We start from the raw sequence: 685 nt of genomic DNA, 5'->3' as shown, positions 1-685 counted from the left end.
CCCGAACCGACCCCACCGGACGAAGGTTCGCCGCCCGACGAGGTCTCCCCGACGGACGACGAGACCACGGCCCCTGAGGACACGGCGTCCCCGGGGGACACCGCAACGCCCGGGGACACGGCCACGCCCACCACCTCGCCGACCAACGGCGCGGGCGCGCAGCCGTTCGGCCCCGCGTGCGCGCAACTCCCCGCCTCCGGCAAGGGCAGTCTGGCCAGCCTGGCGCAACAGCCCGCCGCCTCGGCCGTGGCCGAGCAGCCGCAGCTGGCCGCGCTGGCCAAGGCGATCGACGCGGCCGGGCTGAAGGAGAACCTGAACTCCGCCGAGAACGTCACGCTCTTCGCGCCCACCGACGAGGCGTTCCAGCAGCTTCCCAGGGAGGACCTGAACCGCCTGCTCGGCGACAAGGACGCGCTCACCAAGCTCCTGAACGGCCACGTGGTGGAGGAGAAGGTGAGCAAGGAGGATCTCGCGGACGGCAGGTTCACCACGGCGGACGGCACCGAGCTGACCGTCAGCGGCTCGGGCGACCAGTTCACCGTGAACGACCAGGCCAAGATCACCTGTGGTGGCATCCCGGTGAAGAACGGCACGCTGTACCTCATCGACAAGGTCCTCATGCCGGAGTGACCCCGTTCGGCGCACCCCCGGTCAGGCGGACCGGGGGTGCCCTGGGGGTCGGGTC

The 685-nt window shown here is 71.5% G+C and carries 1 protein-coding gene; it reads left to right on the top strand.

Annotated elements, in window-relative coordinates; translation table 11 throughout:
* Window positions 1-630 (top strand): fasciclin domain-containing protein (locus C1I98_RS39480; protein WP_111172244.1); only part of this gene is annotated, 630 nt, incomplete at its 5' end.
* Window positions 631-685 lie beyond the last annotated feature (55 nt).

The sequence above is a fragment of the Spongiactinospora gelatinilytica genome, assembly GCF_003236385.1.
GTDB lineage: Bacteria > Actinomycetota > Actinomycetes > Streptosporangiales > Streptosporangiaceae > Spongiactinospora > Spongiactinospora gelatinilytica.
The sequence above is the reverse complement of the archived record's forward strand: the minus strand, read 5'-3'. Positions and strand labels throughout refer to the sequence as shown.